The organism is Megasphaera cerevisiae DSM 20462 (genome assembly GCF_001045675.1).
GTDB classification, from domain to species: Bacteria; Bacillota; Negativicutes; order Veillonellales; family Megasphaeraceae; genus Megasphaera; species Megasphaera cerevisiae.
In genome coordinates this window covers 41,130-55,217 of record NZ_LEKT01000018.1, presented here as the reverse complement: position 1 = coordinate 55,217, position 14,088 = coordinate 41,130, and the positions used below count along the sequence as shown (strand labels likewise).

Annotated in this window: 18 protein-coding genes; 15 read left to right on the top strand and 3 right to left on the bottom strand. The window is 45.0% G+C overall.

Translation table 11 applies throughout. The features are described 5' to 3' along the window. Positions 1-165: 165 nt before the first annotated feature. Complete coding sequence (locus AB840_RS07090; RefSeq protein WP_048514135.1) at positions 166-1,182, bottom strand: LacI family DNA-binding transcriptional regulator; 1,017 nt, start codon at positions 1,180-1,182, stop codon at positions 166-168. A gap of 226 nt (positions 1,183-1,408) precedes the next feature. Between AB840_RS07090 and AB840_RS07085 the strand changes: the two genes are divergently transcribed. Then, the gene (locus AB840_RS07085; protein ID WP_048514134.1) at positions 1,409-2,491 is read left to right on the top strand and encodes an aldose epimerase family protein; all 1,083 of its coding nucleotides are present in this window, start codon (positions 1,409-1,411) and stop codon (positions 2,489-2,491) included. A gap of 79 nt (positions 2,492-2,570) precedes the next feature. On the opposite strand, the gene AB840_RS07080 is transcribed toward AB840_RS07085, so the two are convergent. Both AB840_RS07080 and AB840_RS07075 read right to left on the bottom strand, forming a co-directional pair. Then, on the bottom strand, positions 2,571-3,533 hold the full coding sequence (locus tag AB840_RS07080) for an exonuclease domain-containing protein (RefSeq protein WP_048514133.1): 963 nt from the start codon (positions 3,531-3,533) through the stop codon (positions 2,571-2,573). Between the two features lie 33 nt (positions 3,534-3,566). Next, a complete protein-coding gene (locus AB840_RS07075) occupies positions 3,567-4,073 on the bottom strand; it encodes a hypothetical protein (protein WP_072061787.1) in 507 nt (168 codons plus the stop codon). A 283-nt stretch (positions 4,074-4,356) separates the two neighbouring features. Between AB840_RS07075 and AB840_RS07070 the strand changes: the two genes are divergently transcribed. The 14 genes from AB840_RS07070 to AB840_RS07005 all read left to right on the top strand — a co-directional run bounded on the left by AB840_RS07070 (position 4,357) and on the right by AB840_RS07005 (position 14,079). Beyond that, positions 4,357-4,848, top strand: coding sequence for a MogA/MoaB family molybdenum cofactor biosynthesis protein (locus AB840_RS07070; RefSeq protein ID WP_048514141.1), 492 nt, complete (start codon positions 4,357-4,359; stop codon positions 4,846-4,848). Between the two features lie 167 nt (positions 4,849-5,015). Further along, a complete protein-coding gene (gene cobU, locus AB840_RS07065; protein ID WP_048514132.1) occupies positions 5,016-5,597 on the top strand; it encodes a bifunctional adenosylcobinamide kinase/adenosylcobinamide-phosphate guanylyltransferase in 582 nt (193 codons plus the stop codon). Continuing rightward, positions 5,594-6,328: an adenosylcobinamide-GDP ribazoletransferase gene (gene cobS / locus AB840_RS07060; RefSeq protein ID WP_048514131.1), complete on the top strand. Its 735-nt coding sequence runs from the start codon at positions 5,594-5,596 to the stop codon at positions 6,326-6,328. The genes cobU and cobS overlap by 4 nt, the downstream gene beginning before the upstream one ends. Positions 6,329-6,461: 133 nt before the next feature. Next, the gene (gene cobC, locus AB840_RS07055) at positions 6,462-7,115 is read left to right on the top strand and encodes an alpha-ribazole phosphatase (protein ID WP_048514130.1); all 654 of its coding nucleotides are present in this window, start codon (positions 6,462-6,464) and stop codon (positions 7,113-7,115) included. A gap of 13 nt (positions 7,116-7,128) precedes the next feature. After that, positions 7,129-7,839, top strand: coding sequence for a pseudouridine synthase (locus AB840_RS07050; protein ID WP_048514129.1), 711 nt, complete (start codon positions 7,129-7,131; stop codon positions 7,837-7,839). Between the two features lie 71 nt (positions 7,840-7,910). Continuing rightward, complete coding sequence (locus tag AB840_RS07045; RefSeq protein WP_048514128.1) at positions 7,911-8,978, top strand: M24 family metallopeptidase; 1,068 nt, start codon at positions 7,911-7,913, stop codon at positions 8,976-8,978. A gap of 13 nt (positions 8,979-8,991) precedes the next feature. Next, entirely contained in the window at positions 8,992-9,549 is a 558-nt protein-coding gene (gene efp / locus AB840_RS07040) for an elongation factor P (RefSeq protein ID WP_048514127.1), read from the top strand. A gap of 69 nt (positions 9,550-9,618) precedes the next feature. Then, positions 9,619-10,029, top strand: coding sequence for an Asp23/Gls24 family envelope stress response protein (locus AB840_RS07035; protein ID WP_048514126.1), 411 nt, complete (start codon positions 9,619-9,621; stop codon positions 10,027-10,029). Then, entirely contained in the window at positions 10,016-10,354 is a 339-nt protein-coding gene (locus tag AB840_RS07030) for an Asp23/Gls24 family envelope stress response protein (RefSeq protein WP_048514125.1), read from the top strand. The genes AB840_RS07035 and AB840_RS07030 overlap by 14 nt, the downstream gene beginning before the upstream one ends. After that, on the top strand, positions 10,341-10,787 hold the full coding sequence (gene nusB, locus AB840_RS07025; RefSeq protein ID WP_048514124.1) for a transcription antitermination factor NusB: 447 nt from the start codon (positions 10,341-10,343) through the stop codon (positions 10,785-10,787). The genes AB840_RS07030 and nusB overlap by 14 nt, the downstream gene beginning before the upstream one ends. Continuing rightward, a complete protein-coding gene (locus tag AB840_RS07020; RefSeq protein WP_048514123.1) occupies positions 10,787-11,743 on the top strand; it encodes a tRNA (adenosine(37)-N6)-threonylcarbamoyltransferase complex transferase subunit TsaD in 957 nt (318 codons plus the stop codon). Before nusB ends, AB840_RS07020 begins: the two co-directional genes overlap by 1 nt. Beyond that, complete coding sequence (gene xseA / locus AB840_RS07015; protein ID WP_048514122.1) at positions 11,740-12,951, top strand: exodeoxyribonuclease VII large subunit; 1,212 nt, start codon at positions 11,740-11,742, stop codon at positions 12,949-12,951. Before AB840_RS07020 ends, xseA begins: the two co-directional genes overlap by 4 nt. Then, entirely contained in the window at positions 12,932-13,198 is a 267-nt protein-coding gene (gene xseB, locus AB840_RS07010) for an exodeoxyribonuclease VII small subunit (protein WP_048514121.1), read from the top strand. Before xseA ends, xseB begins: the two co-directional genes overlap by 20 nt. After that, positions 13,195-14,079, top strand: coding sequence for a polyprenyl synthetase family protein (locus AB840_RS07005; RefSeq protein ID WP_048514120.1), 885 nt, complete (start codon positions 13,195-13,197; stop codon positions 14,077-14,079). Before xseB ends, AB840_RS07005 begins: the two co-directional genes overlap by 4 nt. Positions 14,080-14,088 lie beyond the last annotated feature (9 nt).

Below are 14,088 nucleotides of genomic sequence, written 5' to 3'. Positions count from 1 at the left end.
GAAATAAACAGTGGCAAAATAGCCTGTTTTGTTTTAAAATAATTGATGGTTGAATTTTTCATTAGTTACGTAAAATTTTACCACAAAATGAGGATCACCGGCTCTTTCGAGCCAGTGATCCTCATTCGTTTTTATAGGGGCGTTATTTCACAGCCCCTTTTTTATTCAAATATTTTCCAAGATGCGGATTTCATTATTCATAATATAATGATTGCGTTCAGGAATAATGCCATTGACCAGATAGTCAAAAACCAACTGCATGGCTTTCTGGCCTTGCTGATGGGGATGTTGATAAATAGCGGCTCTGATAATTCCAGATTTCATCATTTCCCTGGTTGTTGGTATCGTGTCAAAGACGAGAATCAAAAAATTCCGGTCAGTCATGGAAATAGCGGCCCGGCATGTGCCGTATGACCCGCCGGAAGACAAAATGGTAAGTACATTGATTTCAGGATGAGCTGTCAGCATATTTTTTGTCTTGTCATAAGAACAAATATTATCATCGTTGTCTTCAATGACTTCAATGATCGAATACGCGGGAATGTTATTGATGGATTCCTGCAGCCCTTGCAGGCGGTGACGGTGTCCCAGCAGTTTTAAAGAACCCAGAATTACGCCGATATGAGCTTCATCAGGGCCGATCATTTTTAAAAGAGCGCCCATAGTCCGGCCGCCATTTATATAGTTGCTGCCAACATAGTAGTGTGTGTCAGCTTGTTCTACATCATTATTAATAGTGACAACAAAGATACCGGCTGCAATAAGCTCGTTAAGTTTGCTGACAAAGCGGGGATCGTTAATTGGATTGACAATCAAGGCGTTGATTTTGGGCTTTAATTCATTGAGGATACGACACTGTTCTTCGACATCATACCCTCGGACTGTCTGCCAGATGACGCGCATTCCGTAAGGTTCATATTTTTTTTCGGATTTTTCCAGTGAATCAATGACATCATCAAAGAAGTGAATCCCTTTTGAAGGCAGCAGGATTCCCACGACAGGATTGCTTTTTTGTGCCGCCAGCGCTTTTCCTGCAGGATTGGGGGTATAATTCAGCTTTTTTGCCATTTGTAGAATCAATTCACGTTTTTCAGGTTTAACATTTCCCCGATTATTTAAAACACGGTCGACAGTTCCGCGGGATACACCGCATAAATCGGCTATTTGTTTGATTGTGACCATATATTTCCACTCCCCAGTGTCGGTTAATTATGTACGTATGTATTTTATTTTATCATGATATGTGCCCGTGAACAAGCGCACATATGCGCTGAGGATACAATTTTAGCGTAAAATTTTTATTACATAATTGGTTAGTGAATATGCACCGGGTGCTGTTGGCGTATACACCTGGCAGTCTTAAAGTCAAGAAATCGTATTTGTTGCTTTATCATAAGGAGATGTTTTTATGAGTATAATTACAAAGAAAAAATTTGGATGTCTGAAGGATGGGCGTGAGGCTTTTTTGTATACGATCCAAAATCGCCGGGGAACGGCATTGACTGTATGCGACTATGGCGGACATATGCAGGCGTTGAAAACCCAAAAACAGAATGGCATGATTGTAGATGTGGTGTTGGGGTACGACGACATTGCGGTCTATGAACGTGAAGATAAATATATGGGAGCTCTTATTGGACGGTGCAGTAATCGGATTGCCCAGGGAAGGCTGCGGGTAGGCAGCAAAGTCTATCAGCTGGAATGCAATAATGGGGCGAATCATTTGCATGGCGGGGAACGGACTGGCTTTAATAAAAAGCTTTGGCAGGCGGCAGTGACAGAGGCTGGATTGAAGCTCACCTATACGAGCCCTGATGGGGAGGGCAATTATCCTGGTACTCTCTGTGTCACTGTTTGGTATGATGTAACTGAAGATAATGCGGTTACTATACGGTATGAAGCTTTTTCCGATGCCGATACAATATGCAATCTGACAAATCATACCTACTTTAATTTAAACGGCTATACCAGTGGTTCTGTGCTGCATCAGCAGATACAGCTTTTCGCTGATGCTTTTACAGAAACAGACTGCGAATCGTTGCCTAATGGTATAATACGTGACGTGACAGGAACCCCTATGGACCTGCGGAAACTTACACCTATCGGCAGACACATAGAGGATGAGTATGACCAACTGAAATGGGTTCAGGGATATGATCATAACTGGGTTATACGTCAGGAGCCATGCCATGCTCCTGTTTCTGACTATATGGATATGGGACTTCATAAGATGGCGTATGCAGTTGGTGATCAGACAGGGATTACGCTGACGGCATATACAACTCAGCCCGGTGTACAATTTTATACGGGCAACTATCTGGACGGACAGCCTGCAGGAAAAGGTGGGGTGAGTTTTGACCGGCGCTGTGGCTTTTGCCTGGAGGCACAATATTTTCCCAACGCCCCGGCTCATCCAAACTTTCTTCAGCCTTTTTTGAAAAAGGGGGAGTTGTGGAAGGCACAGACTATTTATGCGCTGAATTGTCAATGAGACAGCGGGAACGGTTCTGATACGCTGAACGAGCGGATGCTGGCTGCTCGTCCGCTCGTTTTATAGTTTCTTTGTTGAATTATGGCAGAGATTCTGCAAAATCGAGACCTTTATCCGTTGCGTAATACGTGTCTTTCTTTTCTCCTGGTTCGATATATTTTTGAGTCAGCAAATGTTGAATCATAGACATATTAACAGGCCCGCCTTCAAATAGTTCTTCGACTGTGCATTCTTCTCTTTCTGCCACTGAAATAAGGCTGGCCATTTGCTCCGTCTCTGTCGGAACGTCATTTATATATTGTATGCGGGGAATATACATGGGGTACTCTTTTTTTGCCGTTATCAGAAATTGCCCTGTGGCTGCCGCTTTACTCAATAAATTATGATCTTCTATGTCAATATTTAATTCGTGGCAAATGGCATCTAATTGATGGGAAGTGAAGGAGTACAATTTTTTGGCAACTTCCAGCGTATCAATATATTGGAAACGCGGTGCTTCAATTCCATAAATTTTCAGTGCATGCGTAATACAGCCGATGACATATGCCGCATTATGTGCGACGAGGACACGGTTAATAAAATAATTTTTCATACCGGCATTCCAATATTCTCCGAATTCATCGGCTTTGTTGAGTGTTTCCCAGTTCATTTCCGGGTCTCGAATATCAGAAAGATTGTTTTCAGGCGGACGGACGTAAAAATAATGCGTATCCTGCAGTTCTCCTTTTTCAAAATCAGCAAAGCCGATCAGACAGATGGAGTAAGGCTGTTTATTGGCCAGTTCGATGGAAATTGCCGTAAAGCGCTGGGGATAACGACGCAGATGCTTCTGGCAGGTTACCGGATATTTGTAGTATCCGTTCTGGGGCTGAATGTCGTATTGATGAAGATTTGCTACTTGTACATGCTGCTTGGTTTCCAAATCCTTCTGGCGTTGTTCCCTGCGCCGACGTTTGCGGAATGTCATGGTCAGTGAATAGAGAACGGCGCCGACAAACAGAATCGTAATGATCGTGCCGGCAATTTGAAGTAGTGAGGTCATATGATATCAAGTCCTTTGTCAGGCTGCTGCCCTTTATTTTGAAGTGTTGATAGATTTAACCGGAGCCGGCGGATTGTCGGCTTTAGTATATTGTTTGGTGAAAGTATGATAAAAAGTCATACTGTAGCAATTGAAAAAAGCATTATCTGCTGCTTTTCCATTGACAGAATACCGATCACACAAGGAAACCTCCGGATTAGGAAATACGGTCTGTGTTAAGGGCACTCCTTTTTCATCGTATTGCAGATTAGAAAGCGTCTGGGCCTTGACTGTTTGAGATTTGAAATTATAAAAAAAATTATTTTCATATCCGGTGGCCGTATTTGTAGCGTAATCATACGTAATGACCGTAGCCCGAATCATGTAGTATGGAGGGTCATATCGAATAGACTGGATGGAATTCATGTCGATAAACGATTCAGTCGTATCGTTATGACCGACTTGGATATAGCGCGGATCATCATCAAAAAACATAGCAGAAACCATTGTGCAGCCTATGACAGACAACATTATCAGTAATGCGGCAGCTTTTTTGAACATAGTGGAATATCCTCCTGATTCAGATTCTATCATTGCAAGTACATATGCAAAGAAACATAGTTGCTGTTTTTAACATATCAAACTATTAATACATTTAATATATTTATTATACGGGAATGAAAAAAAAATACAACCGCGGATATCGCATTATCAAGAAGAACTGTTGTATTGCTGAAAAATAAATTTTCAAGTAGGAATTTATCTGCTGCAAGTCGAATACAATATATAAGAAAACGGATTGTGATTGTATTATAAAAAAACTTCAAGTTTTAAAGGAGGGTTTATTTTGGGAAAAACGGTAGAAGAACATCCTTTGCGGGCGGCTATTCTGACAGTCAGCAATAGCCGGACCTTTTCAGATGATACCAATGGATTGATGATTCAATCGGCATTAGCTAATTATGGTCATCAGGTTGTTGATTATGCTATTGCAAAGGATGATAAGAAGGAAATTACGCAGCATATTCATAATTGGGTATGCAGTGTTGATGTCGTTATTACAAGCGGCGGCACCGGGATGGCTAAGCGAGACGTGACGCTGGAAGCGGTAGTACCTATGTTTGATAAGGAATTGCCGGGATTTTCGTCTATGCTTACGTATTTTGCGTACCGGCGTGTCTGCGGCGTGCAGGCTTTGGCATATCGTTCTGCGGCAGGTCTTATTCATCAGTGTTATGTATTTTGCCTTCCCGGTCTGCCGAGCCTGATCAAGACGGGAATGGAAAAAGTTATTCTGCCCGAATTATTCCATCTCCATACAGAAATTAAAAAGTAAGATAAAAAGCGTGTCTGTTAAATATACAGCAATTTCCAGAACTGCAGCGTGTTCGGGAATTGCTGTTTTTGCTTAGGAAAAAATGCTGAGGCAGTAACTGGCAGTCTGTGGGAGGCAATGCTATAATAAACCATAAAATGGTGTTCCATGAGGAGATAGGGTGATATATGATGAAATCTAAAATCATAATAGTAACGGGCGGGGCCCGCAGTGGGAAAAGTGCTTTTGCTGAACATTATTTAATGACTTGCAAAGGGCGGCATGCTTATGTTGCGACGGCACAGATTTTAGATGAAGAAATGGCAGAGCGCGTAGCCGCGCACCGCTGCCGCAGGCCGGCTGCATGGCAGACTTTTGAATGTCCTGCGCATTTGCCGGATCAGCTGGCAAATGTGCTTGAGACGGCGGATGCCGTTCTCGTTGATTGTCTGACCTTGTATTTTTCTAATTTTTTATTTCGTTATGAAGCAGAGATCGATGGTGTGGTTATGTCTGCTGCTGAGGAGGAAATGCGTCATATAATTGAGGCTGTTAAACAAAGAGCAGATAAAACGGTCGTGTTTGTTACCAATGAATTGGGGAGTGGCATTGTCCCCATGGAAAAAATAAGCCGTTTATATCGGGATATTATTGGCTGTATTAACCAATATGCCGCTGCAGCGGCTGACGAAGTGTATCTTACGGTTTGCGGTATCCCCATGGAAATAAAAAGCCGTCAGATTATGCTGCCCATGGAGGAAAGACAATGAGATCGTTTTTTATAGCTCTTCAGTTTTTAACTCGCATTCAATTGAGGCGGCAAACCCAGTGGACTAATGAGGATTTTGGCCGTTCAGTTTTGTGTTTTCCCTTAGTGGGAGTGCTTATAGGGGGAGTTCTTTGTATTGTGTATGCAGGCAGTACATTTTTTTTCTCAAATGACTATGCCGCTGTTCTGGTAATCGGTGCATGGTTTTTGGTGACGGGCGGCTTGCATGCCGATGGTTTTATGGATACGGCAGATGGAATTTTTTCTGGCCGCAGCCGGGAGCGGATGCTGGAAATTTTGAAAGATAGCCGTGTAGGTGCTAATGGTGTTATGGCCTTCTTTTTTCTGGCAGTGTTGAAAATTTCTTTTCTTGCTAATATACCGTCGGCTATTGTACCAGCGGCGCTTATTGCGATTCCGGCTGCAGCACGTTTTGGCACACTTATCAGTATTTTTGAATTCCCCTATGCCAGAAAGGAAGGCCTGGGCAGAGCCTTTATCCAATATGCGCCGCCGTATACTCTGGCTGCGGCATTTGTTTTGGCCTTGATACCCGTTGCGTACGGTGGTTTTTTCTGTTTGATCCTGCTGGGAGCCGCAATGATGATTTCTCTTTGTGCAAATCGGTATATTACCTGCGTATTGGGAGGCGTGACCGGTGATACATATGGGGCCGTATTGGAATTGAGTGAAATGCTTTTGCTGGGACTTACGGCGGTACTGTTTCATTGAACCCTATTCATGATAATATAAATAGTATATAATTTTACATGTAGCTTTTGCCTGCTGCGGGGCAGATTTTCTGTGTTACAGCAGATAGGCAGGAACAGTATAGAACAAACGACAGTACAGGAGGATATAATCGATGATAAAGCTTTACCTTGTCCGTCATGGCGAAACAGAAGGAAATGTACAGCAGTGGTATCAAGGATCAACAGACGTGCCCTTGAACGAACACGGTATTGAGCAAGCTGCATGCCTGAGCCGTTTTTTAGAGGATGTAGCTTTTGATGGTATTTATAGCAGTACTCTTCAGCGAGCCCGCCGCACGGCAGAAATTGTGGCAGCGCCTCATCATATTTCTGTAACATCGTATGATGAATTGCAGGAAATTGATTTCGGTGTATGGGAAGGGCATACGTATAATGAAATTACCAAGCTTTGGCCTGGTGAAATTGAGGCTTTTTATAATTCAGACGGAACGATAAAAGCACATGGCGGTGAATCTTTTCGTGATGTGGAAAAGCGGACGGCAATGAAAGCGCAGGAAATATTGTCTCGTCATGACGACGGAGATACCATTATGATTGTATCTCACGGTGCGTCCATTCGGTGTCTTCTTTTCTCTATTCTGGGATTGGAAATGAGCCGCATTTGGTGTTTTCAGCAATATAATACAGCTTTTAATATCATTGAATATCATGGGGATAAGAATGTCATGACTCTTATGAACTGTACCCAGCATTTGGAGGATATGACAGGATATCAGTCACAGTGGCAAAATATGGTCAGTCTGTAGAGAGGAACGCAGGATGGAAAAGGCAATACGGCTTGATAAGTTATTGGGACACAGCGGCTGGGGCACACGACGCCAGATCAAGCTGCTATGTAAGCATCGTCATGTGACTGTCAACGGTAAAGAATGTCTCGACAATGCTGCCAAGGTGGTGCTCGGACGAGATCGGGTTGAAGTGGATGGAAGTCTTGTCCGCTACGTTTTACATTATTACATCATGCTGCACAAACCGTGTGGTGTATTATCAGCAACAGCGGATCGGTTTTGCCGGACGGTTTTGGATTTGCTGCCGCGGCAATATGCTGCCGCCGGATTGTTCCCTGTGGGCCGTTTGGATAAGGATACGACGGGCTTACTGCTTTTGACCAATAACGGGGAATGGGCACATAAAATTACATCGCCCAAAAAACATATTAATAAGGTATATAAGGCGCAGGTCGATGGCACCATTCCTTCTGATATTGATGAACGATTTCATCAGGGACTTGTGCTTAGTGACGGATTACAATGTTTGCCGGCATGTGCACAGCGTGTCGGAGGCAATCGTCTGGAGATTACGGTGCAAGAGGGGAAATTTCACCAAGTCAAGCGGATGTGTGCGGCTGTCGGACTCACCGTGCTTTCCTTACACCGGCAGTCTGTCGGTGGACTTTTGTTGGATCCAACCTTAGAACCCGGAGCTTTTCGCTCATTAAGCGAGGTAGAGCGTGATCTGCCATTTATATGAATAAATAATCTGTTCAAATGGTCTGCAATATGGTATCATTAAATATAATCGAGTAGATATAGGTGATGAAAATGATAGAAGAACGAATTGTCCGTCTGAGACAGTTTCTGCATGAACATGCAGCAGATGGAATTGTGATTCTCCAGCCTGAAAATCTTCGGTATTTCAGTGGGTTTACAGGCGGAGAGGGCGCGCTGGTACTGACCGGTACGAGCGCTGAATTATGGACGGATTCCCGCTATACGGAACAAGCCGGTGTACAGTCCGGTGCATGGTATCAAGTGAAGAATCATAAGGGCAGTTTGGCGGCATGTATCCGTACAGCGCTGATAAAGCAGGGTGCTCAGTGTATTGTATATGAGGAAAATCATCTGACGCATTATCTGTATGAGCAAATTGCGCAAAATATAGAATGTCGTTTTTCTGGACAAAATATTGCCCGGCTGCGGGCTGTGAAGGAGCCATATGAACTGATGGCGACGCGCCGGGCCAGTGATATTGCCGATAAAGCGTTTGCGGAACTGATGACGCACATCAAGCCGGGTGTAACCGAAAAAGAATTGGCGGCCCGGTTGGAAAGCAATATGCTGCTGCTGGGATCAGAGGAGAAGTCCTTCACCACTATTGTTGCGTCGGGACGCCGTTCTGCCATGCCTCATGGAACCGCTAGTTCGAAGACCCTTGATTCAGGAGATTTTGTAACTTTTGATTTTGGCGCCGTATGGGATGGATACCATTCTGATATGACGCGGACGGTTGTAGTCGGCAGGGCTTCGCAGGAACAAAAAGATTTTTATCATATGATTCTGGAGGGACAGCAATTAGGAGTTTCCGTTATCAAAGCCGGCCTTTCGTGCAGAGAAGCGGATTGTATTGTCCGCGACTATTTTGCTGGGCGAAATGTCAGCCAGTACTTTACCCATGCTTTAGGGCATGGGACTGGATTGGAAATACATGAGCAGCCGGTTCTGTCACCGCGTGCAGAGGCGGTGCTGTGTGAGAATATGATAGTCACGGTCGAACCGGGACTGTACATAGAAGGCAAATACGGCGTCCGTATAGAGGATTCCGTTGCCGTTACAGCCGACGGCTGTGAAATTTTAACCAAAACACCCAAGGATTTAATGGAGTTGTTATAGGAGGAGTTAAACGATGATTACGAGTAATGATTTTAGACCAGGCGTAACGATTGAAATTGATGGTCAGGTATGGCAGGTAGTAGAATTCCAACATGTAAAACCGGGGAAAGGCGCTGCTTTTGTCCGTGCTAAAATCAAAAACCTCGAAACCAGTGCTGTAGTAGAACGTACATGGAATGCCGGAGAAAAAGTACAGGACGGTCATGTAGAACGTCGGCAGATGCAGTATCTCTATGAAAATGAAGGCATGTACTGTTTCATGGATAATGAATCTTATGAACAGATCGAGCTGAATAAGGAAAATCTTGGCGATGCTGTCAATTTCCTCAAAGAGGAAATGAATGTATCTGTCATGATGTTCAAAGGTAAGGTTATTGGTATTGACTTGCCGGCAGCCGTGGAATTGAAGGTTGTTGAAACTGATCCCGGTATCCGCGGCGATACGGCAACAGGTGGCAGCAAGCCTGCTAAATTGGAAACCGGCTATGTTGTCAAGGTTCCGCTCTTTATCAATGAAGGTGAAGTTCTTCAGATTGATACCAGAACTGGCCAGTATATCAGCAGAGCATAAAGCGTATACAGACTAAACAAAGCGATGAGTTTCTCATCGCTTTTTGTGAATTTTTCTGGGGGTGATAGGATGGAAACGACAGAAATAAATGGATTGGGAAGTATACATATTTCACAGCGGGCAGTTTCTATTATCGCTTCAATGACAGCAGCCGGCATATCAGGAGTATCATTAGGGGCGACGATCGCGGAAACAGCTGCTAAAAAAATGGGTCATGCTAGTCTTTCACAGGGTGCAGATGCTCTTGTTGAAGGTCAGGAGGCTGAAATTACGATCCGTCTGGTCGTTACATACGGATATCGTATTCCAGATATTGCCCTGCAGGTGCAAAAAAGCGTGAAGGATGCAGTAGAGGTTATGACGGGATGCCATGTGACGGCAGTGCATATCATGGTGCAGGATATTGATTTTTCTCAGATGAATGCCATATCACCTAAAGATGCGGAAACAGAAGGGAGGCCTGATCATGATAGAAAGTGAAAAGAATTTTGTATATACAGTCAGTGAAAAGGCCTTGTCAAATATTGCGTCTACGGCGGCATTGGGTACTTCCGGCATTGCCGGAAAAAAGGGCAGAGGTATTGCCGTACGTAATCTGGACGGGGTGATGACGGCAGAGGTTCATGTACAGGCTTATTATGGAGCTGACTTGAGAATGCTGGCGCTGACCGTGCAGAAGAATGTAGCGCAGGCTATTCGGATCATGGCGGAGCCGGAAAGGCTTGAAGTTCACGTGACAATTGAGGATCTGGTTATCAAATCGGACGGTCACGATAAAACAGGAGGTCAGTGTGAGCAGGCATAAATCGCGCCAACAGGCGCTGGAAATTTTATTTTCCCGTGAATTTCACGATGAAAATGATATACAATACAGTGAAAACGAAATTTTGGAAGACGATACTGCCGCAGTCGATGATGTGCCGGCAGACGAAGATGAACTCAGTGAGCAGGATGAAAAAAAATATTGTCAATATCTTATTGAAACGGCTACGGCTCATAAAACGGAGCTGGATGAGGTAATTCGTTCCTTTGCCAAGGGATGGGATATATCACGCATGAACCGCACCGACAGAAATATTATGCGTCTGGCATTGTGTGAGTTAATGTATCCTGGTGAGCAGCTTCCGGTATCCATTATTTTAAATGAAGCTATTGTTTTGGCTAAGGAGTACAGCGGACAGAAATCCGCTCGGTTCATCAATGGTATTTTAGGCGCCTATGTAAGGTCGCGGTCATAATGGATGTCTTTCTTGGTATTGACACGAGCTGCTATACGACATCTATATGTTATACAGACAGCCAGTTTCATATCCTTGCAGATGAACGGAAAATTCTCGATGTGCCCCAGGGCAGTCGGGGCCTGTCTCAGTCAAATATGATTTATCAGCATATTCGCAATCTGCCGCTGCTGTTTGAAACGGCGGCGCCGCTTCTTGCAGGTCATACAGTGAGGGCGATTGCTGTGACTGACAGGCCACGGCGGAGAACCGATTCGTATATGCCGGCTTTTTTGGCAGGGTTGGGATATGGCAGGACGCTGGCGGCGATTCTCCAGGTGCCGTTATATACGATTAGTCACCAGGAAAATCATCTTTTGTCCGTTTTGGGCAATACGGGAGCAATAGAGGAAACAGATCCATTTTACGGCATTCATCTGTCCGGAGGGACGACAGAGCTGCTTCGGGCTGTCCCTGATGCACAAGGGTTGGAGATAACCCGTTTGGGCGGTACCAGCGATATCAGTGCCGGCCAGTTTCTTGACCGAATCGGCGTGGCTTTGGGCTTTTCTTTTCCCGCTGGCGTCAGCGTAGATCGTACTGCCAGTATGGCTAAACAGACCGCAGCGCCATCTCATGTGTTTTTTCGAGATGGTGAAATCAGTTTTTCCGGTCAGGAATCACGGGCACAGCGTGTGATTTCCCAAAAGGACGTTTGTAAAGAAGAACTATGCAGCTGGGCTTTGGCAACAGTATGGAACGGTCTGCAGCAGCTTATGGATTTTGCTGTATTACAGGGTATGAGCTACGTTGTAGCTGCCGGCGGTGTGATGTCGAATGGATATTTGCGCCGGAAAATGACTGTGTATTGCCGTCAGCGGCAGATTCGCCTTGAGCTGGCAGCGAATGGGTTTAGCGCGGATAATGCTGCGGGAGCAGCTTTTTGGGCCGCTCGTCAGGAGAGGGAACATATATGAAATATGTATCTGTTACGGAGGTCATTCATCGTATCAAAGATAATATACAGAAGGATTACCGGCTGCAAAGCGTAGCTATGGAAGGGAACATTATTGGATTAAAACGGGCATCAAATGGACATTACTATATGAATCTCCATGATGACAATTGTTCTATCCGTGCCATTCTTTTTCGCAGCCGCGTCGGGCGTTCTATGGAGACTGTTCGTGAGGGAGATCATGTTATTGTCGTAGGCGCCGTCAACGTGTATGAAAAGGGCGGCACCGTATCTTTTATCATTGAACGTCTTTTTTCGCAGGGAGTAGGAAGCCTGCAGGCGGAATATGAACGCATTAAAGGGGAATTAGAACGGGATGGGTATTTTGATGTTGAACATAAAAAAGACCTGCCGCGGTTTCCGTGGACAGTAGGAGTTTTGACCTCACGAACCGGTGCTGTTCTTCATGATATACGAAAAATTGCGGCAGAACGGAATCCATATGTGGATATACGATTGTACGCTATTCCTGTTCAGGGAAGTGGTGCTGAAATAAAGATTGCGGATGCTATCAACAGAGCCAGCCAAAATGATGCGTTGGATATTATTATTTTGGCAAGAGGAGGAGGCTCTATGGAGGATTTGTGGTGCTTTAATAGCCCGGCTGTAGTTAAGGCGATTTATGAATCACCGATCCCTTTTATTACTGCTATTGGACATGAGACAGATACTACGCTGGCGGATTTTGCTGCTGATGTGCGGGCAGCTACGCCGACGCATGCCGCAGAAATGGCCTTTCCGGATTTTGAGGAGCTTGAAATGGATTTGGCGGTTATGGCAGATACTGCATATACACAACTGCTGGCACATATTGAACAATGCCGGAAAAATGTAGATCAGGCGGGGGCGCGCCTGCAAATTCACCGATATCGAGAATTTTTAGCATTGAAGCAGGAGCATGTTGCACAATTGATTCATAATGCCGGCCGACAGCTGGAACTGGTATTGTCCGAAAAAAAAGGAAGTCTGGCAAGTCTGCAGGCATCTATAGAAGCGATGAATCCCGCTGCGCTGGTACGCAAGGGATATGGGCAGCTAGAACAGGATCAGCATATTATTTCGAGTATTCATAGTATTTCTAAAGAAAGGCCGCTGCATATACAACTTGTTGATGGGGCGATTGCGGCAGACGTAAAAGAGGTAGTTATATATGGTGAGAACAACAGATAAACTTAAAAATTTTGAGGCAAATTATGGAAAGCTTGAAGAACTGGTCAAGGCCTTGGATGCACCTGATTTGACACTGAAGGAATCACTGGATTTATTTGAAAAGGCGATCAAATTGTCTCAATCATGTGAAAGCGCTTTGGAATATGCCCGGCAACGGGCACAGGCATTGGCAGAAGTACATGCGGCGGGGCAGGACACTGAGGAAACGGCGGTTCCGGAGCCGGAGGAAGGAACACTTGATCTATGAATTTCAAAACATATATGAATGAGAAAAGAATGATGGTTGACACCCGGCTGGCAGAACTGCTGCAGACGGATGTGACCCCGTTTGGACCATTATATGAAGCTATGAATTACAGCCTCATGGCGGGAGGAAAGCGTATTCGGCCGGTACTGATGCTGTCCGTGCTGGAAGCCCTGGGGAAAAATGCGGCTCCGTACCTGGATATTGCCTGTGCTATGGAGTGTGTCCATTCCTATTCTCTTATTCATGATGATCTGCCAGCGATGGATGATGATGCGCTGCGCCGGGGAAAGCCGACTAATCATGTCGTATTTGGTGAGGGAATTGCGATTTTAGCCGGCGACGGCTTGCTGACCTTTGCATTTGAGCTTATGGCCAGGCAACGGCATATTGATCCGGATAAAATCAGACAGTGCCTGTATACTTTTGCTCACGCTGCCGGACCGGCAGGGATGGTAGGCGGCCAGGCCTTTGATCTGCAGTCGGAGGGAAATAAAGACATCGGGTTGGATGGTTTGCGGCTGCTGCATCGTTCGAAAACCGGTGTTATCTTTAAGGCTGCTATTGATATGGCTGCTATTTTGGGCGATGCGGAGCCTTCACAGCGGCAGGCTCTTGATACGTATGCTCTGAATATGGGGCTTACCTTTCAGATCACAGATGATATTCTTGATATCGCAGGTGATGAGGCTATCTTAGGAAAGCCTGTAGGCAGTGATGTTAAAAATAATAAAGCGACATACGTTACGATTTTTTCTTTGGAGGAAGCACGCAACATGGCTCAAAAAGCAGCGGCAGCAGCTATTGCGGCAGCAGAGCCTTTGGGTGAAAAAGCATGGTTTCTTCGTGAACTCGTATCTTATATGCTTGTCCGTACAATGTAAGAGGGGAAC

Coding starts and splice junctions, on each gene's coding strand:
- AB840_RS07085 (WP_048514134.1), top strand. CDS start 1,409: ATGAGTATAATTACAAAGAAAAAATTTGGATGTCTGAAGGATGGGCGT.
- AB840_RS07030 (WP_048514125.1), top strand. CDS start 10,016: ATGATAGAAAGTGAAAAGAATTTTGTATATACAGTCAGTGAAAAGGCC.
- AB840_RS07045 (WP_048514128.1), top strand. CDS start 7,911: ATGATAGAAGAACGAATTGTCCGTCTGAGACAGTTTCTGCATGAACAT.
- AB840_RS07080 (WP_048514133.1), bottom strand. CDS start 3,533: ATGACCTCACTACTTCAAATTGCCGGCACGATCATTACGATTCTGTTT.
- AB840_RS07035 (WP_048514126.1), top strand. CDS start 9,619: ATGGAAACGACAGAAATAAATGGATTGGGAAGTATACATATTTCACAG.
- xseB (WP_048514121.1), top strand. CDS start 12,932: ATGGTGAGAACAACAGATAAACTTAAAAATTTTGAGGCAAATTATGGA.
- cobU (WP_048514132.1), top strand. CDS start 5,016: ATGATGAAATCTAAAATCATAATAGTAACGGGCGGGGCCCGCAGTGGG.
- AB840_RS07050 (WP_048514129.1), top strand. CDS start 7,129: ATGGAAAAGGCAATACGGCTTGATAAGTTATTGGGACACAGCGGCTGG.
- xseA (WP_048514122.1), top strand. CDS start 11,740: ATGAAATATGTATCTGTTACGGAGGTCATTCATCGTATCAAAGATAAT.
- cobC (WP_048514130.1), top strand. CDS start 6,462: ATGATAAAGCTTTACCTTGTCCGTCATGGCGAAACAGAAGGAAATGTA.
- AB840_RS07020 (WP_048514123.1), top strand. CDS start 10,787: ATGGATGTCTTTCTTGGTATTGACACGAGCTGCTATACGACATCTATA.
- AB840_RS07005 (WP_048514120.1), top strand. CDS start 13,195: ATGAATTTCAAAACATATATGAATGAGAAAAGAATGATGGTTGACACC.
- cobS (WP_048514131.1), top strand. CDS start 5,594: ATGAGATCGTTTTTTATAGCTCTTCAGTTTTTAACTCGCATTCAATTG.
- AB840_RS07075 (WP_072061787.1), bottom strand. CDS start 4,073: ATGTTCAAAAAAGCTGCCGCATTACTGATAATGTTGTCTGTCATAGGC.
- efp (WP_048514127.1), top strand. CDS start 8,992: ATGATTACGAGTAATGATTTTAGACCAGGCGTAACGATTGAAATTGAT.
- AB840_RS07090 (WP_048514135.1), bottom strand. CDS start 1,182: ATGGTCACAATCAAACAAATAGCCGATTTATGCGGTGTATCCCGCGGA.